18 protein-coding genes are annotated in these 22,046 nt (G+C 60.0%); 10 read left to right on the top strand and 8 right to left on the bottom strand.

The genetic code is table 11. The annotated features are described in order from the left end of the window. Window positions 1-28: 28 nt before the first annotated feature. The 3 genes from ABWV42_RS15765 to ABWV42_RS15755 all read left to right on the top strand — a co-directional run bounded on the left by ABWV42_RS15765 (window position 29) and on the right by ABWV42_RS15755 (window position 3,689). The gene (locus tag ABWV42_RS15765) at window positions 29-2,092 is read left to right on the top strand and encodes a flagellar hook-length control protein FliK (protein WP_353341017.1); all 2,064 of its coding nucleotides are present in this window, start codon (window positions 29-31) and stop codon (window positions 2,090-2,092) included. Between the two features lie 9 nt (window positions 2,093-2,101). Then, window positions 2,102-2,746 (top strand): flagellar hook capping FlgD N-terminal domain-containing protein, encoded by a 645-nt coding sequence (locus tag ABWV42_RS15760; RefSeq protein ID WP_353341016.1) that lies wholly within the window; start codon window positions 2,102-2,104, stop codon window positions 2,744-2,746. Window positions 2,747-2,852: 106 nt separating this feature from the next. Then, window positions 2,853-3,689, top strand: a complete 837-nt coding sequence (locus ABWV42_RS15755) for a phosphotransferase (RefSeq protein WP_353341015.1) — start codon at window positions 2,853-2,855, stop codon at window positions 3,687-3,689. Here the strand turns inward: ABWV42_RS15755 and ABWV42_RS15750 are convergent. From ABWV42_RS15750 to ABWV42_RS15730, 5 genes are all read right to left on the bottom strand, one after another. Then, window positions 3,659-4,984: an NAD(P)/FAD-dependent oxidoreductase gene (locus ABWV42_RS15750; protein WP_353341014.1), complete on the bottom strand. Its 1,326-nt coding sequence runs from the start codon at window positions 4,982-4,984 to the stop codon at window positions 3,659-3,661. The two genes, ABWV42_RS15755 and ABWV42_RS15750, sit on opposite strands and share 31 nt — an antisense overlap. Beyond that, entirely contained in the window at window positions 4,981-5,805 is an 825-nt protein-coding gene (locus tag ABWV42_RS15745; RefSeq protein WP_353341013.1) for an ABC transporter permease, read from the bottom strand. The genes ABWV42_RS15750 and ABWV42_RS15745 overlap by 4 nt, the downstream gene beginning before the upstream one ends. Beyond that, the gene (locus ABWV42_RS15740; RefSeq protein WP_353341012.1) at window positions 5,802-6,692 is read right to left on the bottom strand and encodes an ABC transporter permease subunit; all 891 of its coding nucleotides are present in this window, start codon (window positions 6,690-6,692) and stop codon (window positions 5,802-5,804) included. The genes ABWV42_RS15745 and ABWV42_RS15740 overlap by 4 nt, the downstream gene beginning before the upstream one ends. A gap of 3 nt (window positions 6,693-6,695) precedes the next feature. Beyond that, complete coding sequence (locus tag ABWV42_RS15735) at window positions 6,696-7,820, bottom strand: ABC transporter ATP-binding protein (protein ID WP_353341011.1); 1,125 nt, start codon at window positions 7,818-7,820, stop codon at window positions 6,696-6,698. Between the two features lie 68 nt (window positions 7,821-7,888). Further along, complete coding sequence (locus ABWV42_RS15730; RefSeq protein ID WP_353341010.1) at window positions 7,889-8,974, bottom strand: polyamine ABC transporter substrate-binding protein; 1,086 nt, start codon at window positions 8,972-8,974, stop codon at window positions 7,889-7,891. Window positions 8,975-9,124: 150 nt separating this feature from the next. Between ABWV42_RS15730 and ABWV42_RS15725 the strand changes: the two genes are divergently transcribed. The 6 genes from ABWV42_RS15725 (at window position 9,125) to ABWV42_RS15700 (ending at window position 16,572) form a co-directional block, all read left to right on the top strand. Next, the gene (locus ABWV42_RS15725) at window positions 9,125-9,832 is read left to right on the top strand and encodes a GntR family transcriptional regulator (protein ID WP_353341009.1); all 708 of its coding nucleotides are present in this window, start codon (window positions 9,125-9,127) and stop codon (window positions 9,830-9,832) included. Between the two features lie 88 nt (window positions 9,833-9,920). Then, window positions 9,921-11,309 carry an aspartate aminotransferase family protein gene (locus ABWV42_RS15720; RefSeq protein WP_353341008.1) on the top strand — a complete coding sequence of 463 codons (1,389 nt, stop codon included), beginning with the start codon at window positions 9,921-9,923 and terminating at the stop codon, window positions 11,307-11,309. Between the two features lie 413 nt (window positions 11,310-11,722). Continuing rightward, window positions 11,723-12,823, top strand: a complete 1,101-nt coding sequence (locus ABWV42_RS15715; RefSeq protein WP_353341007.1) for an ABC transporter ATP-binding protein — start codon at window positions 11,723-11,725, stop codon at window positions 12,821-12,823. Window positions 12,824-12,915: 92 nt separating this feature from the next. Continuing rightward, entirely contained in the window at window positions 12,916-13,992 is a 1,077-nt protein-coding gene (locus ABWV42_RS15710) for an ABC transporter substrate-binding protein (protein WP_353341006.1), read from the top strand. A 78-nt stretch (window positions 13,993-14,070) separates the two neighbouring features. Further along, window positions 14,071-15,321 carry an ABC transporter permease gene (locus tag ABWV42_RS15705; RefSeq protein ID WP_353341004.1) on the top strand — a complete coding sequence of 417 codons (1,251 nt, stop codon included), beginning with the start codon at window positions 14,071-14,073 and terminating at the stop codon, window positions 15,319-15,321. Window positions 15,322-15,327: 6 nt separating this feature from the next. Next, window positions 15,328-16,572: an ABC transporter permease gene (locus ABWV42_RS15700; protein ID WP_255109004.1), complete on the top strand. Its 1,245-nt coding sequence runs from the start codon at window positions 15,328-15,330 to the stop codon at window positions 16,570-16,572. Window positions 16,573-16,658: 86 nt separating this feature from the next. Here the strand turns inward: ABWV42_RS15700 and ABWV42_RS15695 are convergent, their stop codons facing one another. Continuing rightward, entirely contained in the window at window positions 16,659-18,014 is a 1,356-nt protein-coding gene (locus ABWV42_RS15695) for a lytic murein transglycosylase (protein WP_353341003.1), read from the bottom strand. Between the two features lie 229 nt (window positions 18,015-18,243). Continuing rightward, a complete protein-coding gene (locus ABWV42_RS15690) occupies window positions 18,244-18,933 on the bottom strand; it encodes a helix-turn-helix transcriptional regulator (protein WP_353341002.1) in 690 nt (229 codons plus the stop codon). Window positions 18,934-19,023: 90 nt separating this feature from the next. Here ABWV42_RS15690 and ABWV42_RS15685 point away from each other — a divergent pair, with 90 nt between their 5' ends. Further along, window positions 19,024-19,746 carry a glutathione S-transferase family protein gene (locus ABWV42_RS15685; protein ID WP_353341001.1) on the top strand — a complete coding sequence of 241 codons (723 nt, stop codon included), beginning with the start codon at window positions 19,024-19,026 and terminating at the stop codon, window positions 19,744-19,746. Here ABWV42_RS15685 and rnr read toward each other — a convergent pair. Then, window positions 19,743-21,992: a ribonuclease R gene (gene rnr / locus ABWV42_RS15680; protein ID WP_353341000.1), complete on the bottom strand. Its 2,250-nt coding sequence runs from the start codon at window positions 21,990-21,992 to the stop codon at window positions 19,743-19,745. The genes ABWV42_RS15685 and rnr overlap by 4 nt on opposite strands. Between the last annotated feature and the right edge of the window lie 54 nt (window positions 21,993-22,046).

Below are 22,046 nucleotides of genomic sequence, written 5' to 3'. Positions count from 1 at the left end.
GGCGACTGACTTGACCGGAGAATCCGAGATGATCCATCTGCTGCTTTCGCAAGTGACGGGCGCCCCTTCTGAAAACGGGAAGGGTGGGGTGCCACTCTCAAGCCACGCCGGTAGCACCGGAGAACCGGCTTTTGACGAGATCTGGGAGATAGGCTCCGTGCCGGAGTGTGCGAATGAGACCGCCCTTTCTGGAGTTGCCGAGGACAAAGAAGTACTGCATGGCCACCCGTCACTTGACCAAGGTGCAGCGGACGAGGAGGTCACTTTGATCGCGGAGAATGGCCCTCTGAGGGGGGGGACGAGAGATGAGACCTTTTCGGAGTTCGGGCCAGTAGTTGTTTCGGATTTTTCGTCTGAGGTGGAGACTTCGACAGGTCGAGACATCGCTGTGCTTCCGGTGCCTGTGAAGGTGTTTGCGGAAGGCAGTGCCCAAGTCACCAATCCGCTGTCGCGCCAGACGCAGGGAGCGGACGCATCGTTGGCCAAAGCAGAGTACGACGCACAGGGTGGTGCTGATTCAGGTCCGGCGACGTTCAAGAACCTGCAAGTAGAGAGGGGCGTTGAGGGGAAGGTTCGAGTACCACTCCCGACCGTGCCGCAAAGTGAGTTGGAAGCAGCGACAGGGCCGAAGAAAACCTTGCCACCTGATCCGGAAGGTCGTCGCGCCGCACCTTCGTCTGGGATACATGCGGTCGGGGATGATCTGGGCCCGGTTCGCGACGGGGCACCCTCAAGCAGTTTTTCGACGGTTTTTGCCGATGAAACAGGGCGTATGATGCAGATTTCTGAAACGAAACCGAAAGGCAATGTGGAAGGTGATGCTCGGGCTCCCGTATCGACAGAGTTGGGTGCGCCAAAACAGGGGGATGCCAAGCAAGAAAGTACAACGAACGGCGCATTAGATAGCGGCAGCCCCAAAAGACTTCGGACTGTTGTGGCAGATGCCTTGGTTGCACCGAGAACTGCTCTCCCAACAGAGAACACGCCTCGGGGGGCTGTAGATATTCCGCGAGGGGGCGAGCCGAAGGATGCGGTGGCTGAAATTCGAGTGTCGCGGGGGGACGTAGGTACCCCGGCTTCCGGCGCTAGATCCATTGTTTCCTCTGGTTTCGAGGCTGGCGACAGTGAAAGGGGGCTGATCGGCGAAGCGCTGCATAAGGCTCTTGCCTCCAAGGGAGCCGAGTTAGCTAGGGCAATCCCGATCACCGGTGCACAGTCATCGCCAATGGTCCGAGAAGGTGTTCCCGAAAGTACCAGCCAAGTTCCCGTGTGCCAGAGAGTTACGTTTAGCGGGTTGACCGGGAAAGCGCCTGCGCCGCCGAGCGTCGACCATGAAAGCCCCAAGCCTGCTGAGCCAGCATTGGGGAGCAAAGTCACCGTGTCACTCAGTCGCTCTCCAATTGAGGGCTCACCAAAAGCGGCCTTGATTGGTGCATCGAAGGCGATGTTTGATGGCCACGCCTTTCAGGGACAGGAGACCCGGTTGCCCACTGCGCACGCTTCGGCAGGGGCACAGGTTCAGATCACCGAGCGAGAGACATCCGTTCCGCTGGTGCCTGTAAGCAAGGCCGCTGATTTTTCTACTGATTTACCTGTCCGGTCTGAAGAAGACCCCGTTAGGGTAATTGAAGGGCCGGTTCAGCCACGCATCGAGGCGAGTGGGGTCAGAATACCATCCGCGTCCATCTCACATGATCCTGCCGCTGGCCGCCTTGTTGCGCAGCAGCTTGCGGAAACAATTCAGACGCGTGGCAATGGTGTTGTCGAACTGGCGCTGCGGCCCGAGGAACTGGGCAGGGTGCGAATGGTTCTTGCCGGAAGCGAAACCCAGATGACCGTGGTCATCCAGACCGAGCGTCAGGGTACGGAAGAGCTTATCCGGCGGCACCTTGAGCAGCTGCAGCAGGATTTGCAGGACATCGGCTATAGCAGCATTTCCTTTGCCTTCGGGGATCGCGCACCGGAAGGAGACGCGCAAGTCAGGTCTGCCGGCCTTGGTCCCGAGATTGAAGGTGACATGGCGGATGAGGAATTGCTTGTGTCCGCCCCGCCCCGGCATGTGGCCGGCGGTGGTATGGACATTCGGATGTGAGGCAGGGTCATGGAGACAGCAGCCATAGGGTCGATTTCGCAACCGGTGCAGCGCGGGGCGGAAAATTCATCGGACTATGAAACATTTCTCAAGATGCTCACCGTCCAGATGCAGAATCAGGACCCGTTGAACCCGGTCGAGGCCTCGGATTTTGCGGCGCAGCTTGCGAATTTTTCCGCGGTGGAACAGCAGGTTTTGACCAATGACCTGCTGACATCCATCGAGGCGCGGCTTGCGTCTACCGGGGTTTCGCAACTTGCGGGATGGGTTGGCATGGACGTGCTTTCCCATGCACCGGTCTATTTCGAGTCCGGCGAGATTTCGGCCGAGTTGCCGGAGAACGCATTTGGTGATCGTCGCGAACTCGTGGTGCGGGACGCAAATGGTGCCGAAGTCTACCGCGCCCTCGTCCCGTTTGAGGCAGAAACGGTTACCTGGAACGGAGGCCTGACATCGGGTGCAACTGCGGATCCCGGTCTTTTCCGCCTCGAGGTCGAGGATTTTACCGGTGACAACCTGTTGGGCGCCGAGACCTTGGCGCTGCACAGCAAGGTAAGGGAGGCGCGGATAGGTGCCTCTGGGGTCGAACTTCATCTGGAAGGCGGGGCGGTGACACGGGCTGAAGACGTTTTGGGTGTGAGAATGCCGATCTGAGGCTTGCGGGACGAAACCAACTGACTTAGCGTCCCACATCCTCAAAAAGTGGATCGGGACCCTGAAGACCATCGGACAAAATCCGCCAGCGGCTCTTGTCGCGTCTGTGGCCAAAATTGCACCCGGGGCGGCGGTCGCGGAATGGGAATTCCTGTCCGGAGGGCGTACGAATTCCGCTTGGCGGTTGCACTTGCAGGATGGCGACCTCGTCGTGAAACTCTATTCCGGCGTGGCAGAGAATCCCTTGTTCCCTAATGCGCCCGATGCAGAGGCGCGTTTGTTGCAAGAGCTTGAGGGATCGGGGCTTGCACCCCGGCTTGTGGCGCAAATCGGAACCCCGGCGGGTGCCTGCAACATTTATGGCCACATTCAGGGGCAGGTCTGGTCGGAAGATACGGCTGGGCCGGCACGGCTCATGAAGACGTTGCATATGCGTGCGCCATTGCAGGGGTTGCGATCTGTTGCGGACGGGTCTGAAGCGGTGATCGAACACACGCGAACGATCCTGTCGAAATGCGTTTGGACCGACCATATCGACATGCCGCCAATTGAAGATCCAGTTGCGCCATCTGGGCGTTCTTGCCTGCTGCACTGTGATATCGTTCCGGGGAACCTGATCCACAATGCTGGTGGATTGCATTTGATTGACTGGCAATGCCCGGCGGTAGGAGATCCCTGCGAGGATATCGCGATCTTTCTGTCGCCTGCGATGCAAAGCCTGTATCGCGGCAAGCCGCTGAGGGATGCTGAAGTCGCAGCCTTCATGGAGGCCTATGACTGTCCCGAGGTGACGGCGCGCTACGCGGCGCTTGCCCCTTTCTACCATTGGCGCATGGCTGCCTATTGCCAGTGGCAGGCCGAACGTGGACGTACGGAATACGAAGAGGTTCAGGGGCTTGAAATCGCCGCAGCCTACAAGTCGGCCAGCGCGAATCCAAGGTAAGCGGGCCACATTGCCAACCTGCGAAAGCGCCCGCCCAGCATGCGACGGGGAGGCGTCTCGATCACCGCAGAAGAGGGCAGGGTCGCGCGGCCGAGAATCCGGTTGGCCAGCAGCGCACCGCAATAGCTGCCCATCGCGACGCCGTTGCCATGATAGGCAAACCCGGCAAACAGACCGTCCGTACCCGGGACGGGACCGGCGAAGGGGGTGAGGTCGGGCGAGAGACACACGAACCCCGACCAGTACCACGGCGTTTCAACATGCGCCCAGGCCGGGAACATGCGCTCAAAATCGCCGCGGATCTTGGCCCTGATCTTGTGGTGCACGCCTGCCGAGGTCGCCAGCCCGCCGCGCATCCCGAATAGGAACTGGCCGTTTGGCATCAGGCGGAAATAGTGCAGGAGATTGCGGGTGTCGTAGCACATCTGATGTGTGGTCCAGCCCTGCGCCTCGCGTTCTTCGCTGCTTAACGGGCGGGTGACGATCACGCTTGATTGCGCGGGGAGATAGCGGCCTGCCATCCAGTTCGGCAGGGTTTCGCTGGAATATCCATTGGTGGCAAGGATCACCTTCTTTGCCGCAATGCGCCCCTTGGGCGTGGTGAGCGTATGCGTGCCATTGACTGTTTCCATACCAGTTACGGGCGTATTCCCGAAAATGCGCGCGCCTGCGGCCAAGGCACCGTCCATCAAGCCGATGACATATTTTCGCGGGTTGAGGGCAAAGCCGATGGGGGTGGTCATGGCCCCGTGAAAATCGCCCCCCATTCCATGTTCGGCCAGTTCGGCTTGCGGGATGACCTGCGGCTTTTGACCATGCAGATGGGCAAGATTCTCGGCATAGGTGGCGAACCCCGCATAGTCGCGTTTGCGATGGGCCAGAATGGTTTCGCCGTTCGAGTGGCGATCAACCTCCAGACCCAGCTGGTCGATTGTTGCGTCGACCAGATCGACGGCGTCACGTTCAACGAGGGCATAGTCCTTAGCCGCGCCCTCGCCGTGGCGCTTGATCATCTCTTTTGCGCCCAGCATGGAGCCACCGAGGCAGCAGAACCCACCGTTGCGACCGGATGCGCCCCAGCCGGGCTGTTTCTCGTCCACAACCACGACATCGACGCCCGCTTCGGCCAGATGCAGTGCCGCAGAGAGGCCGGTGAATCCGGCGCCGATCACGGCGACTTCGGCGTTTATGTCCTCTGAAAGGGATGCGAGGCCCGGATCGGGCACCGTTTCGTTCCAGAAACAATGCTCAACCGGGCCATCGCCATAGGAGAAAGGGTGACAGAGGCGGGTCATTCCGCCTCTGCGCGTTCCGCAGCCTGTTCCTCGCGCTGTTGTTTGACGGCGCCGCGCTTGGAGATGATCGAGGCGCTGATCACGCCAAGGGTCACGACGGCAATCATCAGGGTCGAAAGCGCGTTGATTTCAGGGCTGACACCCAGACGTACCGAACTCCAGATCTTCATCGGCAGGGTCGTTGCCGACGGACCGGCCGTGAATGATGCGATCACCAGATCATCAAGCGACAGGGTGAAGGCCAGAAGCCACCCGGAGATTACTGCGGGCGCGATGATGGGCAGGGTTACGAGGCGGAAGGCCTGGAACGGTGAGCATCCCAGATCAAGCGCCGCCTCTTCGAGCGACTGGTCAAAGCTGACGAGGCGCGAGGACACGACCACCGACACGTAGCACATCGAAAAGGTCGTATGCGCAAGAACGATGGTCAGCACACCGCGATCCAGCCCGATGCCAATGAACAAGAGCAGCAGTGACAGACCGGTGATCACCTCTGGCATCACCAGAGGCGCATAGATCATGCCCGAGAACAGGGTGCGCCCGTAAAACCGCCCTGCGCGGATCATGACAATCGCCGCAATCGTGCCCAGAACCGTTGCAAGGGTTGAACTCATCACCGCCACCTTCACCGTGACCCATGCCGCATCAAGGAAGGCATCGTTCTGGAGCAGCTCGCCGTACCACTTGGTCGAGAATCCGGCCCAGACGGTGACCAGCTTTGACGCATTGAAGCTGTAGATCACAAGGATCACCATCGGCAGGTAGAGAAAGGCGAACCCGAGGGTCAGAGAGGTTACGTTGAACCAGCTGAAGCGTCTCATCCGTCAATCTCCCTCTGCTTTTGTTCGTTGCGCTGGAAGAGAATGATCGGGATCACGAGGATCAGCAGAAGCACCACAGCCACCGCGCTTGCCACCGGCCAGTCGCGGTTCGAGAAGAATTCTTCCCAAAGCACCTTGCCGATCATCAGCGTCTTGGAGCCACCAAGGAGCGACGGGATCACGAATTCACCCAAGGTGGGGATGAAGACGAGGAATGATCCGGCAATGACCCCCTGTTTCGAAAGCGGTGCCGTGACCAGCCAGAAGGCGGAAAGGCGGGAACAGCCAAGGTCTTCGGCGGCTTCCAGAAGGCTGCCGTCAAGCTTTTCCAAGGCCGAATAGATCGGCAGGATCATGAAGGGCAGATAGGTGTAAACGATGCCGATATAGACCGCGACATTTGTGTTGAGAATGATCAGCGGTTCGGAGATCAGGCCAAGCGACATCAGCAGCTGGTTGAGGTAGCCTTCCTGGCTGAGAATGCCCATCCACGAGTAGACGCGGATCAGGAAGGAGGTCCAGAACGGCAGGATCACCAGCATTAGGAGGGTCGCCCGCCATTCGGTCGGCGCACGGGCCATGCCATAGGCGATCGGGAAGCCCACAAGCAGCGTCAGGATGGTCGAGGTCAGGGCGATCTTGAGGCTGGAAAGATAGGCTTTCCAGTAGAGATCATCCTCGGTCAGCCAGACAAAGTTTTCGAAATCCAGTTCCGAGAAGAAATCGGTGATGCCCTTCCAGCCGGCCGCCAGATCAAGGGTTGGCGTATAGGGTGGAATGGCAAGCGCCGTGTCCGACAGGGAGATTTTCAGAACGATGACAAATGGCACGAGGAACAGTGCCAGAAGCCACAGGTAAGGGATTGATATCAGGGCGAAACGGCGCATGGATCAGGTCTCCAACAGGACACCGGCCGTGTCCGTGAAGCTAAGCCAGACATTGTCTTCCCAGGTGAAGCTGCGGCGCGAGATGCGGCGATTGTTGGCGGTTTGCGCCTTGATGATCTGCCCGCCAGCAAGTTCGACGTGGTAGGTCGAGATATTGCCGAGATAGGCGATGTCATGCACCTTGCCCGGAATGGCGTTGGGGCTGTCGGGCTTCTCGGAGGAAATCGCCACCTTCTCGGGGCGGATTGCGAAATGCACCGTGTCGCCGTTGGCAAACTCGCGGTTTGGCGTGCCGACGATCTCGGGTTGCCCCTCGGCCCATGCAATGCGCAGGCGGTCCCCGTCTTTGCCCGATGCTTTGCCGCGGATCAGGTTCACGTCGCCGATGAAATCCGCCACATAGGTCGAGTTGGGCGCTTCATAGATGTCGGCGGGGGTGGCCACCTGGATGATCTTGCCGTGATCCATCACCGCAACCCGGCTGGCCACGGTCATTGCCTCTTCCTGATCGTGGGTCACGATGACAAAGGTGGTGCCGGTTTTTTCCTGGATGTCCATCAGTTCGAACTGGGTTTCCTGGCGCAACTTCTTGTCGAGCGCGCCGAGCGGTTCATCGAGCAAAAGGAGCGTGGGCGCCTTGGCGAGAGAACGGGCGAGGGCCACGCGCTGACGCTGACCGCCGGAAATCTGGTGCGGCTTGCGGCGGGCGAATTTTTCGAGGCGCGTGAGGCGCAGCATCTCTTCGACGCGCTGGGAGACCTCGTCCTTGGGGCGTTTGTCGCGGCGCAGGCCAAAGGCGATGTTGTCCCAGATCGAAAGGTGCGGGAACAGGGCGTAGGATTGGAACATCATGTTCACGGCGCGCTTGTTTGGCGGCACCGGAGCAATGTCCTGACCCGAAAGCAGGATGGTGCCCTCGGTCGGGGTTTCGAAACCGGCCAGCATCCGCATCATCGTGGTCTTGCCACAGCCGGACGGGCCAAGCAGGGCGAAGAACTCGCGCTCGTAGATGTCGATGGTCAGATCGTCGATTGCGGTGAAATCACCAAAACGCTTGGTGACATTCTTGAATTGGATGATCGGTTTTTCGTTGGGATCAGTCCAAGGTGCGAACACGTCTTGCGGCATCGGAACCTCGTAAATTTGCAAAAAGAACCCGCGCACTCACAAGAATGCGCGGGCGATCTGTGTTGGGCTCAGGTGCCCGACTTGATCTTGGTCCACATGCGGGTGACGACCCGCTGTACCTTCGCCGGATAGGGCGTGGTGGTGTAGAGGTTCTTGAGGGTGGCTTCATCCGGATAGATCGCCGGATCGCCGATCACGTCTTCCTCGAGCAGCGGTTGCGAGGCGAGGTTGCCGTTGGCGTAGTACACATAGTTCGACGCATCCGCCATGTTCTGCGCGTCCATGATGAAGTTCAGGAAGGTGTGCGCGCCTTCGGGGTTCGGAGCGTCGGCAGGGATGGCCATCTGGTCAAACCACATCAGGGCGCCTTCCGACGGCGCGTTATAGGCGATCTCGACACCGTTTTCCGCTTCGGCCGCGCGGTCGCGTGCCTGAAGGATGTCACCCGACCAGCCGATGGCCACGCAGATGTCGCCGTTGGCCAGAGCGTTGATGTACTCCGACGAGTGGAACTTCTGAACATAGGGGCGCACGGCGGTCAGGATCGGCTCGGCTTTGGCGATGATGTCCTTGTCGTGGCTATCGGGATCTTCACCGATGTAGGCCAGAGCCGCGGGGATGATCTCGGCCGGGGCGTCAAGGAAGTGCACGCCACATGCCGCCAGCTTTTCCATGTTCGCCGGGTTGAAGACGAGATCGAGCGAGCCGATCGGTGCATCCGCGCCGAGGACTTCCTGAACCTTGCCCACATTCACGCCGATACCGGTGGTGCCCCACATGTAGTTGATCGAATAGGCGTTCTCTGGATCGTATTTCTCGGTGCGCGATGCGATCACATCCCAGAGGTTGCCGTGATTTGCGAGCTTGCCAGTGTCCAGTTTCTGGAAGGCACCGGCCGTGATCTGGCGCTGCAGGAAAGTGCCCGATGGCACAACTACATCATAACCCGAACCGCCGGCGAGCATCTTGGTTTCAAGAACTTCGTTCGAATCGAACACATCGTAGATCAGTTTGAGGCCGGTCTCTTCCTCGAACTTGGTCAGCAGGTCTTCATCGATATAGTCCGACCAGTTGTAGACACGCACTTCGTCGGCGCTGGCGGCCATGGCACCGAGCGCCACGCTGGCGGCCAGAGTGAAAAGGGTCTTGTTCATATCATTCTCCCGTTGGATTGCCGGATTCTTGTCCGAGCTCTTGATCACGAGAATAATTTGATCATTTTTTTGTCGTATGGCAACATTCGATTGTGACAAAGGCGCAAAATAGCTTTCGATCACCCTATTGAAGAGGTAAAAAACGCGTAAATGGCAGGCACTCCAAAGGCAGTAACCGAAATGCCCTATGATGATGAAAACGCTCAACGACTTCCTGCGCACCAGCAGGTTTACTTCGAATTGCGAGAGCGTGTTCTGTTTGGAGAGTTTGCCCCGGGCCAGCCCGTCACGATTCAGGGGCTGGTAAAGGATCTGGGCGCGGGAATGACCCCGGTGCGCGAGGCGATTCGCCGTCTGACAGCGGAAGGCGCGCTTGAATTTCAGGGAAATCGCCGGATTTCGGTTCCCACTCCGGATGCAGCCAGCATTGACGAGTTGATCTATGCCAGAACGGCGCTGGAGCCCGAACTTGCTGCGCGGGCGGCGATCAACGCATCCGACGCGGATATCAATGATCTTGAGGCAATCGATCTCGAGCTCGACAGGGCTATCGCCAAGGGGGATGTTCCGGCCTATCTGAAGAAAAACTATGCTTTCCACGCAAAACTTTATGCGATGGCGCAGTCCCCGATTCTCACCGAAATTGCAGATGGTCTGTGGCTTCGCTTTGGCCCGTCGCTGCGCGTGGTGTGTGGACGTCTCGGGACACAGAATCTTCCCGACCAACACAAGGAAGCGTTGACGGCGCTGCGTGCGAGGGATGCGATCCGTACCGCGTCTGCGATACGGGATGACGTTGTTCAGGGCATGGAACAGGTGCGCCGCGCGTTGGAAAAATCGTCTTCTTTGACAGACTAGATTGACAGCCAAAAATTTGATCATATTCTGATCGCAAACGGTACATGATCAAATTTGTGTACCCAGATTCAATCTTGTGAGGTCAGACATGAACATGATCACCAACCACATGCCCACTGCCGAATTGCAGGCACTGGATGCAGCCCACCACATCCATCCTTTCAGCGCGCAGGGCGAACTTGCCAAGAAAGGTGCGCGGGTCATCATGCGTGCAAAAGGTGTGACGCTGACCGACTCTGAAGGTGAAGAAATCCTTGATGGCATGGCCGGCCTTTGGTGCGTGAATATCGGTTATGGCCGCGACGAACTTGCCGAAGTTGCCGCGCGACAGATGCGCGAGCTGCCCTATTACAACACGTTCTTTCAGACCACGCACGTGCCGGTCATTGCGCTCTCGGCAAAGCTGGCCGAACTGGCGCCCGGCGATCTGAACCACGTGTTCTATGGCGGCTCGGGGTCCGAGGCCAATGATACCAACATGCGTCTTGTTCGCACCTACTGGGCGCAGAAGGGCAAGGACAGCAAGAAGGTCATCATCAGCCGCAAGAATGCCTATCACGGGTCGACCATGGCCGGGGCAAGTCTTGGTGGGATGTCGGGGATGCATGCGCAGGGCGGTCTGCCTCTTCCGGATGTGCACCACATCAATCAACCGAACTGGTATGCCGAGGGCGGTGACATGACGCCGGAGGAGTTCGGCTTGCAGCGCGCGCGTGAGCTTGAAGAGGCGATTCTGGAGATGGGTGAAGACCGCGTGGCGGCGTTCATCGCCGAGCCGGTCCAGGGGGCGGGCGGCGTGATCGTTGCGCCGGACACTTATTGGCCCGAGATCCAGCGCATTTGCGACAAGTACGAAATTCTGTTGATCGTGGATGAGGTGATCTGCGGTTTTGGACGCACCGGAAACTGGTTTGGATGTCAGACACTGAACATCCGCCCCGACATCATTACGGTCGCCAAGGGGCTAAGCTCGGGCTACGCACCGATCGCGGCCTCCATCGTCTCGGACGAGGTGGCCGAAGTGATCGGCGGATGCGAGTTCAACCATGGCTACACCTATTCTGGTCACCCGGTTGCTGCTGCCGTGGCGTTGGAGAATCTGCGAATCCTCGAAGAAGAGAAAATCGTCGATACCGTACGTGAGGACACTGCTCCCTATCTGAAAGAGAAGTGGGAAGCGCTTGCCGACCACCCTCTTGTCGGCGAAGCAAAGATCGTCGGTATGATGGCTTCTGTGGCCCTGACCCCGAACAAGGAGACCCGCGCACCGTTTGCGGCAGACGTGGGTACAGTCGGCCTGATCTGTCGCGAGCATTGCTTTGGCAACAACCTCATCATGCGGCATGTAGGGGACCGCATGGTCATCTCGCCGCCCCTGGTCATCACCAAGGACGAGATCGACACGCTGATCGAGCGAGCACGCCGGGCGCTGGACCTGACGCTCGCGCAGCTCAAAGAGGAAGACCTCCTGAAGTAACTCAAAACCTGAAGAGATTTCTGTCTTTTCCAGAACCCGGCGGTTTTTTCGCCGGGTTTTTTGGTTTCGAAAAAGGGCGATGCGCCGACAGATTCTGGGCAGTCCTAGGGTGAGTCGTTTGCACCAATTTCACGCATTCGCCAAAAAGTTTTGCTTTTTTTATGAGGGATCAAAGGACCAAAAAACGGCCGACTCGTTGCATCTTGCGCCAGATGAGAAGACGTAATTCGTTCTGAAAGGGTCGGTTTTTGACGAAAAATCGACCCAAACCGTCGCAAATTTCTTTCGGCTTTCCCGATGCTCGACTTAGGCTTTTCCTCATCATCGCGGTGTTGCACTTCCTTCGGGTCATGTGCTTACATCCTCGGGAGAAGCGCAGAACAATCTGCCGGACTAAAACAGGGAGCCGTTAATTGGCTGATTCCGTATCCAACGACGCGTTCGTGGAATTCGAACGCGTGCAGAAAAGCTATGATGGTGAAACGCTCGTCGTCAAAGACCTGAACCTGACCCTGCCAAAGGGCGAGTTTCTGACAATGCTGGGCCCGTCCGGGTCAGGGAAAACCACCTGTCTCATGATGCTGGCGGGGTTTGAGACCGCGACGCACGGCGAAATTCGTCTTGATGGCCGGCCCATCAACAACATCCCCCCGCACAAGCGCGGCATCGGCATGGTGTTCCAGAACTATGCGCTGTTTCCGCATATGACCATCGGCGAAAACCTGAGCTTCCCGCTCGAGGTGCGCAAGATGGGCAAGTCGGACCGCGAGGCCAAGATCAAGCGTGCGCTCGACATGGTCGAGATGGAAGCTTTCGTCAATCGCCGCCCCGCTCAGCTTTCGGGTGGTCAGCAGCAACGTGTGGCCCTTGCCCGTGCGCTGGTGTTTGAACCGGAACTGGTCCTGATGGATGAGCCGCTGGGCGCGCTGGACAAGCAGCTTCGCGAGAAGATGCAGTTCGAGATTACGCACCTTGCACACAGCCTTGGTATCACCACCGTTTACGTGACCCACGACCAGACAGAAGCCCTGACGATGTCTGACCGTGTGGCCGTGTTCAACGATGGCGTGATCCAGCAATTGGCGCCGCCGGATGAGCTTTACGAAGCGCCGCAGAACAGTTTTGTTGCGCAGTTCATCGGTGAGAATAACACGCTCGAGGGCACCGTAAAGGAAATCAAGGACGGTATCGCGCTGGTGCAGCTTGATGATGGCGAACTAATCGACTGTAAGCCAATCAACGTCAGCAAGCCCGGCGAACGGACCCGTGTTTCGATCCGTCCCGAGCGTGTAGAGTTCAACAAGGACCGCCTGCAAGAAGGCGCGCACACCCTTAAAGCGGAAGTTCTCGAATTCATCTATATGGGTGACATTTTCCGCACCCGTCTTCGCGTTGCCGGCAACGACGAGTTCATCGTCAAAACCCGTAACGCCCCCGACCAGGTTCGTCTTGAACCCGGCACGCAAATCGAAATCGGCTGGCTGCCGGAAGATTGCCGCGCGCTTGACGCCTGATCTCGACACCAAAAAGCGAACCGCTTCGGCCCGGAGGGGCCGGGGCATACAAAAAGCAAAAAACCAAACTGAACTATCAGGAGAGGAAAACCATGAAACTTTCGAAAGTACTTATGGCCACCACGGCTCTGGCTTTCTCGGCAGGTGCCGCACTGGCATCTGAATCGATCACCGTCGTCAGCTGGGGCGGTGCCTATACCAAGAGCCAGGTAGAAGCGTATCACAAGCCCTGGATGGCCAAGACCGGCAACCAGGTTGTTTCGGAAGACTACAACGGTGGTCTTGCTGAAATCAAAGCGCAGGTGGAAGCCGGTACCGTGACCTGGGACCTGGTTGACGTTGAACTGTCGGACGCGATCCGCGGCTGTGACGAAGGTCTGCTGGAAGAGATCGACCACTCGATCCTGCCCGCGGCTCCGGATGGCACACCGGCGTCTGAAGACTTCATCGAAGGCGCTCTGAACGACTGTGCAGTTGCCAACATCGTCTGGTCGACCGTTTTCGCCTATGACAGCTCGAAAACTCCGGGCGTTGACAGCATCGACGACCTGTTCGACCTCGAAGCCTTCCCGGGCAAGCGCGGCCTGCGTAAGAACCCCAAGTCGCTGCTGGAAATGGCTCTGATGGCTGACGGTGTTCCGGCGGCTGACGTTTATGCCACCCTGGAAACCGACGAAGGTGTGGACCGCGCCTTTGCCAAGCTCGACACCATCAAGGACAGCGTTGTCTGGTGGGAAGCCGGTGCACAGCCGCCGCAGCTTCTGGCAGACGGTGAAGTTGTCATGACCACCGCCTACAACGGCCGTATCTTCAACGCGGCAGCAGGCGAAGGTAAGCCCTTCGAAGTTGTCTGGGACGGTCAGATCATGGACTTCGACCTGTGGGTGATGCCGAAAGGTGCGCCGAACAAAGAAGCCGCGCTCGACTTCCTGGCGTTTTCGACCGACACCCAGCGTCTGGCAGACCAGGCGTCCTGGATCTCCTATGGTCCGGCACGTAAGTCTTCGGGTCCGCTTGTTGGTCTCTACAACGACGGCAAGACCGAAATGGGTCCGCACATGCCGACCGCAGAAGCCAACCTGGCAAACGCTCTGGTCAACAACTTCGAGTTCTGGGCAGACAACCAGGACGAGCTGAACGAGCGTTTCAACGCTTGGCTGGCCAAGTAATCGCAGATTGCGCACATGAGAAGAGGCCCCTCGCGGGCCTCTTCCACCCCCTGAACGAATCCTGTCGAGGCCTGTCTTATGACTGACACTTCCGGGCCGCTGCTTGCCGCGGACGGCACCCCCCTTAAAAAGCGATTGGCACAAGCGATGTTCCGCAGCCGTGCCCGTGCTTTTGGGCTCGCCTTTCCCCTGATCGCATTCATCATTGTGGTCTTCATCCTGCCCATCATCTTTCTCTTGTGGCAGGGCATCTACGATGCGCGCTATTCCAAGTTGATGCCAGCCTCCACGGCCGCGATGGCGGATTGGGATGCGGTTTCGCCGCCCACCGAGGAGATGGCGGCCGCGATGGTCGCGGATCTGGTGAAAGCCCGCGAAAACAAGACCATTGGTCAGGTTGCGACCCGTGTGAACCGTGAGCTGTCGGGCACCCGCAGCCTGTTCACCAAGTCCGCCCGTAGCGCCAAGAAGATGGAAGCGCCCTACATGGAAGCGCTCATCAAGAAGGACAAGGACTGGGCCGATATCGAGGTCTGGAAGGCGATCAAGATTGCCTCGGTCAAATACAACCCCGGCTATGTCGCCTCGGCGCTTGACCTGAAATACAACGCTGACGGTTCGTTCGAACGTCAGGACGAAGATCGCCGCATCCACCTGATGCTGTTCTGGCGCACCATCGAGATTTCCTTCCTCGTGACGGTGTTCTGTCTGATCCTCGGGTATCCGGTCGCTTTCCTGCTGTCGACCTTGCCCACGAAAACATCGAACCTTCTTCTGATCCTCGTGCTTTTGCCGTTCTGGACGTCGCTCCTGGTGCGGACGACCGCATGGATTGCAATGCTGCAGGCGCAGGGTGTGATGAATGACCTTTTCGTCGTCTTCGGCCTTGCCACGGATGAAGACCGGTTCAGCCTGATCTACAACAAGACCGGTACGCTGATTGCCATGACGCACATCCTGTTGCCGTTCATGATCCTGCCGCTCTACTCGGTGATGAAAACCATTCCGCCGTCTTATACCCGTGCTGCCAAATCCATGGGGGCAACCAACTGGACGGCCTTCTGGCGGGTGTACTTCCCGCAGTCGGTTCCGGGCATTGGTGCAGGCGCTCTGCTCTGCTTCATCCTCGCGATCGGCTATTACATCACGCCTGCCCTTGTGGGTGGTCAGGATGGCCAGATGATCTCGAACATCATCGACTTCCACATGCGTAAGTCACTGAACTGGAACCTTGCTGCGGCGTTGGGGCTCGTGCTCCTGGTGTTCGTGCTGTTCCTCTTCTGGATCTACGACCGCGTGGTCGGCATCGACAACATGAAACTGGGGTGATCCGATATGAGCACTGGTGAATACAGATATATCCCGCCCCAGCCGCCACTTGGCTTTACCCTTGGAATCCTTGCCGGATTCGGCGCCCTTGCCGGGTTGCTGACAGCACAGGGCGCATTCAGCCTGTTCCTGCCTTACATGATCGTCGCGGCGGCCATCTTTGCAGGGGCTGGGTTCGCGGTGATCAAGGCCACGGACAAGCCGCTTGTCGCCGGTCTTGGAACGGCGCTCCTGTTCCTTGTTTTGGGTACGGTCCTGATTGCATTCCCCTATGGTGTGCTGATGATGTTCATCGGCTATATCATTGGCCGCATGGCGCTTTGGCTGAACACGGGGAACTACCGTCTGAACCTGCCGCCCTATGCCTCGTCGCGTGAGGTGCTGTGGTTCTATTGTTTCCGGACGATCTGTGGCGCGATCTTTGTCTTCCTGATCACGCCGATCATTATCCTGATCCCGCTGAGCTTCAACCAAGAGCCCTATTTCAGCTTTACGCCGGGTATGCTGGCGCTGGATCCGGATGCCTTCTCGACCCGCTGGTACTGGGATATCCTTGCCAACGGTATGGCGGCTCCGGATGCGATTGCGGGCTGGTGGTCGGATATGTGGAACAACGCGCAATGGGTGCGTTCGGTTCGCAACTCCTTCTTCATCGGGATCTGCGCAACGCTGGTATCGACGTCTCTGGGGACGCTGGCGGCCATCGGTATCAGCCGCTCCGAGATGCCCTGGCGTCGTCCCGTCATGGCGCTGTTGATTTCGCCGATGATCGTACCGCTGGTGATCACCGCGTCTGGCCTGTTCTACTTCTTCTCGGGGGTCGGGCTGGCCAAGACCTATATGGGTCTGATCCTTGCGCACGCCGCGTTGGGGACGCCTTTCGTGATCATCACCGTGACTGCGACGCTGAGCGGGTTTGACCAGAGCCTGACCCGTGCTGCGGCCAATATGGGTGCAGGTCCGGTGACGACCTTCTTCAAGATCCAGATGCCGCTGATCCTGCCGGGTGTTATCTCGGGTGGCCTGTTCGCCTTTATCACCTCGTTCGACGAAGTGGTTGTCGTGCTGCAGCTGGCGGATGTGAAACAGCGGACCATTCCGCGCCAGATGTTCTCGGGTATCCGTGAGCAGATCAGCCCGACCATCCTTGCGGTGGCGACGATCCTTGTGATCATCTCGATCGGGTTGCTGACGGCGGTGGAGCTGTTGCGGCGCAGGTCGGAGCGCCTGCGTGGGGTAACACCAAGTTAACCTTGGTTAACCAACTGTTAATGAAAAAGAAAAAGGGGCGTGCTTCGCCCCTTTTTCAATGTCGGTATCTGATTCGTGTTCCGTCTTCAGTTCCTGCGGAGCCGTTTCAGCAGGGTCAGGGACGGGTAGCCATCCGGTGTGAGGCCCTGTGCCACCTGATACGAGCGCACCGCGTTGATGGTGAGCGGGCCGATCTTGCCGTCGATCTTCTGCGTGTCAAAACCGGCGCGTGTCAGGCGGCGCTGAAGCTCCATGCGTTCCTTGAAGGTCAGCGCGCGGTCGCCGCGGGGCCATTTGCTTTTGATCGCAGGGCCGCCCTTGATCCGGTCGGACAGGTGGCCGACGCCGATCACATAGGCATCTGCGGTGTTGTACTTCTCGATAGCGGAAAAGTTCGAAAAGATCATGAACGCAGCGCCATTGCCGCCCGCCGGCAGCAGGATCGAGCCCTTGCCGTGGCTGTTGGGCACGGCGCGGCCGTTCATGTCGCGGATACCAATCGCCGCCCATTCGGAGGGGGCTTTGATGATCTTGCGGTTGGCGAGGCTGTAGTTGAAGCCTTTGGGCAGTTTCACCTCGACGCCCCAGGGCTTGTTCCGTTTCCAGCCCGATTTCGCCAGATAGGCGGCGGTAGAGGCCAGCGCATCGGAGGGATCGTCGCTCCAGATGTCGCGCTTGCCGTCGCCGGTGAAGTCCACGGCGAAGGTCTGGTAGGACGTGGGGATAAACTGGGTGTGGCCCATGGCGCCGGCCCAGCTTCCGGTCATGTTGCGGGCAGAGACATCGCCGTTTTGCAGGATCTTCAATGCCGCAAGCAGCTGGGATTCAAAGAACTTTCCGCGCCGCCCGTCATAGGCGAGGGTGGCTAGCGCCTCGATTGTCGGGATGTCGCCGCGATATGACCCATAGGCGCTTTCGAGGCCCCAGACGGCAACGACGACTTCCTTGTCGACACCGTAGCGGCGTTCGATGGCGTCCAGTTTGCGGTTGTGCTTGCGCAGGGCGGCCTTGCCATTGCGGATGCGCGTCTCCGAGGCAGCGCTGTCGAGGTATTCCCAGATTGTCTTGGTGAATTCGGACTGGTTGCGGTCGCGTTGAATCACGTTGGTGTTGTAGCGCACGCCCTTGAAGGCCCGGTCGTAGACCGAGGCCTGAATGCCTGATCTGAGGGCCTTTTTCCGGAAGGATTTCTGCCACCGCTGAAAGCCGAGATTGCCTGCGGTTTCCGTGGCTTGTGGCACGGTGGTGATGGATTGTGCCGGCCGCAATACGGGCCGCACGGAGGCCAGCGGCGCATTGGCCGCCACGCGGATTTCGGGGGTGTCCCCGGTCAGCGTGGAGGGGCGCTCAACAGGGCGCAAAGAGGTTGTTGGCGCGCCGGCCTCGGCAAGGGTGCCAAGAGAAAAGGCGCATAGGGACATGGCCAGAACAGAAGGTCGCATCGGTTGCCTCGGTGTTTTTGTTTGGCCAAGTGTACCGCGATTGTTTCCATGCAGGAAGCAATCATGCGGATAGGTACGGGAATTCGCTGAGCAAAGACCCGCCGAAGTGGTTAACGGGGTGAAACAGGCCGAAAACGCGTGTCGGTGCCACGTCGGTATTATGTCGGTATTACGGAGGTGCGGATTTCCGGATGGGCTAGGTTAACGCGGCGCGCGGGTTAAGGCGGGATTAACAGTTCTCGGCCCGCAGGCGGGCCTGAAACTCGCGCAGCATCGGGATGCGGCGCGGCCGGAAAGAGGTATCGGTGACCTCGAGGTCGCGCATCCGGTCGAGGCGGAACACGCGGTAATCCTCGCGCAGGTGGCAGCGGGCCAGAAGGCAGTGGCTTGACTGCATGAAGACAATTGACAGCGGATCGGCGGCCCGCGAGGTATGCGCGCCGGTGGCATCGGCATAGTTGAAGCGGATCGTGACCTCGTCCCATGCGGCCTGACGCAGGATGCCCGCGTCGATGCCGGGGGGCGGCGGGGGATCAAAGCGTTTGGCCGTAAGGACCGCATGGCGCAGGCGGTGGGCCTGGGCTTCGGGCAGGCGGGCCTTGAGCTTGGAGAGCGCGGAGTGGGCGGCATTTGCCAGCGCGGGATCGCCGATTTCCATCACCTCGCGCAGGCCGACAACCAGCGCCTCGATTTCCTCGGGGACAAAACCAAGCGGCGGCAGGGTGGCGTCTTCGATCAGGGTAAAGCCAAAACCGGCCTCACCGTCGATCACCGCGCCAAGCGCGCGCAGCGTGTCGATATCGCGATAGATGGTGCGTTCGGACACGCCGGTTTCCTGCCCCAGCGCCAGCGCGGTGGCGGGCGGGGGCAGGTCGCGCAGGGCCTGCATGAGCTGAAAGAGACGATCGGTGCGGGGCATGGTGGGGGTATAGTGCCTCCTCCTGACAGAAACTGGCAAGAGGGCTTGTTACTCCATCCGGTATCGAAACCCCATTTGGAGACCCCGATCATGAAGCTGATTGTTTTTCACGGCGATGCCCAGTTCCCCACCTATTCCCCGTTTTGCCTCAAGGCGATGTGCCTGCTGGAAATGGCGGGGCAGGCCTGGGAGCCGGAATACGCCCTTGACCTGTCGACGATGCCGCTTGGCAAGGTGCCGGTGTTGCGGGTGGGAGAGCGCCTTATCCCGGACAGCCATTTTATCCAGGCCTATCTGGAAGAGGAGGCCGGGGCCAATTTCCATTCGGGGCTGAGCGAGGCGCAGAAGGCCGAGAGCCATGCCCTGATCCGGATGGTCGAGGAAAGCCTGCGCCTTGGTCTCGTGCATGATCGCTGGCTTGATCCGGCGGTGTGGCCGGTGATGCGCGACGGGTTCTTTGCCGGGGTACCGATTGAGGCGCGCGAGGCCGTGGCCGCCGAAGTTCAGGCGCATGTGAAGGCGGGTCTGATGTCGGAGGGCATGGCGCGGTTTACGCCGCAGGACCGGTTGCGCCGTATGCTGCAGGATCTGGACGCGGTGCAGGTGACGCTGGGCGACAAGGCGTTTCTTTTCGGGGATCGCCCGACGGCAGCGGATGCGGCGATTGCACCGGTGCTGGACATGATCCTTGCCCTGCCCGCGCCGACCGACCTGCGCAAGGCGGCGGAAGGGCGCGCGGTGTTTGCGCCCTACGTGGCACGGGTGCGCGCCTCGATCTATCCGAAAGACGGCGCGCTGCGCGGGGCGGCCTAGCGGCGGTTGCGGCTGACCTTGCGCTTGGTCTTGGCGGCCTTCTTCTTGGCGCGGCTTTCCTTGCGGCGCACCGGGCCACCCCGTCCGCCCCGCCCTGATCCGGTGGGGCGGGCTTTGCCTTCGATGTCGAGGATTTCAAGCGCGATGCCGCCGGTCACTGGCGCGGCCTCGGTCAGGCGTACGGTGACGCGCATGCCGAGGCCGATGGTCAGGCCGGTTTCCGTGCCGCGCAGGGTGTTTTCCTCGGGGTCAAAGCGGAAGTATTCACGCCCCAGGGAACGCATCGGCACAAGGCCGTCGGCGCCGGTTTCATCCAGTTTCACGAAGACCCCGAAGCGGGCGATGCCCGAAATGCGGCCGGTGAATTCATTGCCCACCCGTTCCGAAAGATAGGAGGCGAGGTAGCGGTCGGTGGTGTCGCGTTCGGCCAGCATCGACCGGCGTTCGGTTTCCGAGATGTGGCTGGCGGTGTTTTCCAGCGTCTCGATCCCTTCGGGGGACAGGCCGTCATCGCCCCAGCCGTGGGCCGTGATCAGGGCGCGGTGCACGATCAGGTCGGCATAGCGCCGGATCGGCGAGGTGAAATGCGCGTAGGATTGCAGGGCCAGACCGAAGTGGCCGAAATTCGACGGGCTGTAATAGGCCTGTGTCATCGAGCGCAGGGTCGAGAGGTTGATCAGCTCGGCGTCTTCCGTGCCGGCGGCGGCGTTCAGGAGGGCGTTGAGGTGCTGGGTCTTGAGCACCTGCCCCTTGGCCAGCGTGAAGCCCGCAGCATTGGCGGTTTCGCGCAGGGCGTCGAGCTTCTCGGGGTTGGGTTCCTCGTGGACACGGAACAGCAGCGGGGATTTCGCTGCGATCAGGGTTTCGGCGGCGGCCACGTTGGCGAGGATCATGAACTCCTCGATTAGCTTGTGGGCATCGAAACGTTCGCGGAACATCACCGAGGCCACCTTGCCTTCGGGGGTGAGTTCGACCTTGCGTTCGGGCAGGTCCAGATCCAGCGGCTGGCGTGCGGCGCGGGCCTTGGTGAGGGCCTCGTAGGCGGCATAGAGCGGGTCGATCACCTCGTGCATCAGCGGGGCGCAACGTTCGTTCGGGGCACCGTCGCGGGCCTCTTGCACCTCGGCATAGTTCAGCGAGGCGATGGAGCGCATCATGCCGCGCACGAAGCGGTGGCCGATCTTCTGGCCCTTGGCGTCGATCTGCATGCGCACGGCAACACAGGGGCGCGGGACGCCTTCGTGCAGAGAGCAGAGATCACCGGACAGGCGGTCGGGCAGCATCGGCACCACGCGGTCGGGGAAATACGAGGAGTTGCCGCGCTTGCGGGCCTCGCGATCAAGCGCCGAGCCGGGGGTGACGTAGTGGGCAACATCGGCGATGGCGACCCAGATCACATGGCCGCCTTCGTTGCGCGGATCATCATCGGCGTGTGCCCAGCAGGCATCATCGTGGTCGCGGGCGTCGGCGGGGTCGATGGTGACAAGGGGCATGTCGCGCATGTCTTCGCGCGCGCCCAGCGGAGCAGGCTTGGCGGCATCGGCGCCTGCGATCACGTCATCGGGGAAATCATCGGGGATGCCGTGCTGGTGAATGGCGATCAGCGAGACCGCCTTGGGCGCCGACGGATCGCCAAGGCGTTCGACAACCTTGGCGCGGGGCAGGCCGAGACGGCCCTTGGGGCCGGTCTGCTGGGCTTCGACCAATTCGCCGTCGCGTGCGCCGTTGATACCCTCGGCCAGCACGATCCATTCTTTGCCGTCGCCCTTGTCGATTGGCAGGATGCGTCCGCCTTCGGTGGTCTTGCGGAAGAGGCCGAGGACACGGCGCGGGTTGGTGCCGATGCGGCGGATCAGGCGGCCTTCGTAGGCGTGATCCTCGCCTTTCACTTCGGTCAGGCGGGCAAGAATGCGGTCGCCCGCGCCAAGCGCCGGATCAGAGGCGCGCAGGATCAGAAGGATCGCGGGGGCCTCTCCCTCTCCATGCCATTCCAGGGGGCGGGCAAAGAGCTCACCATCGGCACCGGGGCCGGAGACCTGAAGCACGCTGACCGGCGGCAGGCGGTCGGGATCGCGGTAGGTTTTCTTGCGTTTCTGCAAATGCCCTTCGGCCTCGAGTTCCTTCAGGAGGCGCTTGAGATCAATGCGCGCAGCCCCTTTGATGCCAAAGGCCTTGGCGATGTCACGTTTCGAGGTGAGGGTCGGGTTTTCGGAAATCCATTCGAGGACTTCTTCTTTGGACGGCATATGCATGTTCCCGCCCTAGCATGGGGCAATCGCCGCGTCATGTGGAAAAGCGGG

It is taken from the genome of Pelagimonas sp. KU-00592-HH (assembly GCF_040369695.1).
Classification (GTDB): Bacteria; Pseudomonadota; Alphaproteobacteria; order Rhodobacterales; family Rhodobacteraceae; genus Shimia.
Note: the sequence above shows the minus strand (reverse complement) of the source record. Positions and strands in the feature narration are given on the sequence as shown.

Excerpts from the sequence above, each read along its gene's own strand:
- ABWV42_RS15765 (WP_353341017.1), top strand. The coding sequence starts at position 29 with ATGATCCATCTGCTGCTTTCGCAAGTGACGGGCGCCCCTTCTGAAAAC.
- ABWV42_RS15760 (WP_353341016.1), top strand. The coding sequence starts at position 2,102 with ATGGAGACAGCAGCCATAGGGTCGATTTCGCAACCGGTGCAGCGCGGG.
- ABWV42_RS15750 (WP_353341014.1), bottom strand. The coding sequence starts at position 4,984 with ATGACCCGCCTCTGTCACCCTTTCTCCTATGGCGATGGCCCGGTTGAG.
- ABWV42_RS15745 (WP_353341013.1), bottom strand. The coding sequence starts at position 5,805 with ATGAGACGCTTCAGCTGGTTCAACGTAACCTCTCTGACCCTCGGGTTC.
- ABWV42_RS15740 (WP_353341012.1), bottom strand. The coding sequence starts at position 6,692 with ATGCGCCGTTTCGCCCTGATATCAATCCCTTACCTGTGGCTTCTGGCA.
- ABWV42_RS15735 (WP_353341011.1), bottom strand. The coding sequence starts at position 7,820 with ATGCCGCAAGACGTGTTCGCACCTTGGACTGATCCCAACGAAAAACCG.
- ABWV42_RS15730 (WP_353341010.1), bottom strand. The coding sequence starts at position 8,974 with ATGAACAAGACCCTTTTCACTCTGGCCGCCAGCGTGGCGCTCGGTGCC.
- ABWV42_RS15725 (WP_353341009.1), top strand. The coding sequence starts at position 9,125 with ATGGCAGGCACTCCAAAGGCAGTAACCGAAATGCCCTATGATGATGAA.
- ABWV42_RS15720 (WP_353341008.1), top strand. The coding sequence starts at position 9,921 with ATGAACATGATCACCAACCACATGCCCACTGCCGAATTGCAGGCACTG.
- ABWV42_RS15710 (WP_353341006.1), top strand. The coding sequence starts at position 12,916 with ATGAAACTTTCGAAAGTACTTATGGCCACCACGGCTCTGGCTTTCTCG.
- ABWV42_RS15705 (WP_353341004.1), top strand. The coding sequence starts at position 14,071 with ATGACTGACACTTCCGGGCCGCTGCTTGCCGCGGACGGCACCCCCCTT.
- ABWV42_RS15700 (WP_255109004.1), top strand. The coding sequence starts at position 15,328 with ATGAGCACTGGTGAATACAGATATATCCCGCCCCAGCCGCCACTTGGC.
- ABWV42_RS15695 (WP_353341003.1), bottom strand. The coding sequence starts at position 18,014 with ATGCGACCTTCTGTTCTGGCCATGTCCCTATGCGCCTTTTCTCTTGGC.
- ABWV42_RS15690 (WP_353341002.1), bottom strand. The coding sequence starts at position 18,933 with ATGCCCCGCACCGATCGTCTCTTTCAGCTCATGCAGGCCCTGCGCGAC.
- ABWV42_RS15685 (WP_353341001.1), top strand. The coding sequence starts at position 19,024 with ATGAAGCTGATTGTTTTTCACGGCGATGCCCAGTTCCCCACCTATTCC.
- rnr (WP_353341000.1), bottom strand. The coding sequence starts at position 21,992 with ATGCCGTCCAAAGAAGAAGTCCTCGAATGGATTTCCGAAAACCCGACC.